The sequence below is a fragment of the Moorena sp. SIO4E2 genome (assembly GCF_010671945.1).
Classification (GTDB): domain Bacteria; phylum Cyanobacteriota; class Cyanobacteriia; order Cyanobacteriales; family Coleofasciculaceae; genus Moorena; species Moorena producens.
This window is the reverse complement of sequence record NZ_JAAHIE010001035.1, coordinates 1-1,885: the sequence shown is the minus strand read 5'-3', so window position 1 is coordinate 1,885 and position 1,885 is coordinate 1. Positions and strand designations below refer to the sequence as shown.

General features: G+C 41.3%; 1 protein-coding gene. It reads right to left on the bottom strand.

Features of this window, described 5'->3' with window-relative positions:
* Positions 1-562 precede the first annotated feature (562 nt).
* Positions 563-1,714, bottom strand: coding sequence for a mechanosensitive ion channel family protein (locus tag F6K37_RS40290; RefSeq protein ID WP_502887828.1), 1,152 nt, complete (start codon positions 1,712-1,714; stop codon positions 563-565).
* Positions 1,715-1,885: the final 171 nt, after the last annotated feature.

The window sequence follows — 1,885 nt, the reverse complement described above, 5'->3', positions numbered from 1 at the left end:
AGATCCTTTCTTTGATTAGGTTGATTGTACTGTTGATTGTACTCTTAAGGTTTTCCATCGTTTCGACCAAAATACACTAACAGAGATCGACCTGTGCTTAGTTAAATGGCAAGTCGATGGCAAGTCTATTGGTGGAATGATTTTACTATAAGTTGCGAATTTACCGAATCCTGCTAGGTATGTAATCAACAGGATTTAGAGCAATTGCCCGTTTGCCCAGCACCCCAGGGCAAACGCATCTAAATTCTAGAAGCCTTACTCAGAAGCGATTTCAAAAATAATAAGTATAAATACTTATCAGCTCAATCTCCTATCCACTAGGCATTTCAAAATAAGATGCGTTTACCCTGCCCAGCACCCTAGGAGCCAGTTTGAAAGGTTTAATATCCGTTTGTAGGAACAACAATCGGTCAATCAACTCGGGGATTGACCGAAAAGTATTAGCTAGTAGACGGCAGAAATAGCGACGGGTGAGCCTTCATGGGGGAGTTCACCTGTTCCTAAGCTGCATCCCTTGTTCAAAGGATTGCTAGGATTTAGATATCACCTCACTAACTAAATTTTAGTTTAGCTGTTTGTAGTCTTTGATGTCTTTTTTCAGCTCAATATGCAGGTGATCAATCTCCTGTTTTTGGAGGATTTCTAATATGGCTATGTTTAAGTCATTCATAGCAGCATAGTAAAGGTTTTTGTCAATCCCAAATGCCCTAACTAGGATCACACGAGCATTCTCTTCAATGCTGGATAATAAAACTAACATTTGCTGCTTGTGCAATCCATCGATAGTCGAAATTTTGGCTTTAATAGCCTGACAAAGTCGGGTAGTTTGCTCCGCTGAAATTCCATCTATTTTCAGAGTTAAATTTATGGCTCCCAACTCCAAATTATCGCCAGTATTTTGTGACCAATAATTAACCACAACTCCACCAATCATTTTAGAATTGGGAACTTTTTTGGTACCACCCAAATTAATAATACGAACCTTTGTACTTCTCAGACCAATACTGAGTATCTCAACAAAACCATTTATTCCGTCCAATTCTACCCAGTCACCGGGTCTATAGAGACCATCAGCGTAGATAATCACTGTACAAAACCAGTCATAGACAATGTCTTTTAATAACAAACCTAAGGCGACACCTGCGCCACCGAGTAGACCGATCAGTGCACCCGCAGATGCCCCCAACACAATCTCACTGGCTTTAATGGCAGCAATCACGATTGCTGCTGTCTGAAAAAGCCTTGGAAAGTAGGGCACGAACAAATCGTCGAGTTCAGTTTCAGTTTTTGCCGCCAATCCGGCTAGAAGCTCTCCTAATAGTGGAGCAGCACGGTAAAGAATATAGGTGGCAATGAACAGAACGCTCAGAAAGAGAATCTCGGGGATTTTATGATTCTGTGTATCACTAAGATAGCTTGCCACAACTAGATGTACTACCCATAGTCCACCGATCCAAATTAGCCAGCCTAATGGTCGCCTAAGAATCCTAATGAACTCATCGTCTAGGGTGGTTTTTGTACGGCTAGTTATCAGCTCGAGTCTGTGCATGATTATTGAAGTGAACAAGCCTCGCAATATCTTGGTGAGGAGGAGGATGAGCACGACAATAACTATCGTCGAAACAGGAATGTTGGGGACCTTGAAGTCGGTATCAAAGATCCTTTCTTTGATTAGGTTGATTGTACTGTTGATTGTACTCTTAAGGTTTTCCATAGTTTCGACCAAAATACACTAACAGAGATCGACCTGTGCTTAGTTAAATGGCAAGTCGATGGCAAATCGATTGGCGAAATGATTTTACTATAAGTTGGGAATTTACCGAATCGTGCTAGGTATGCAATAAATATGATTTAGAGCAATTGCCCGTTTGCGCAGCACCCTAGG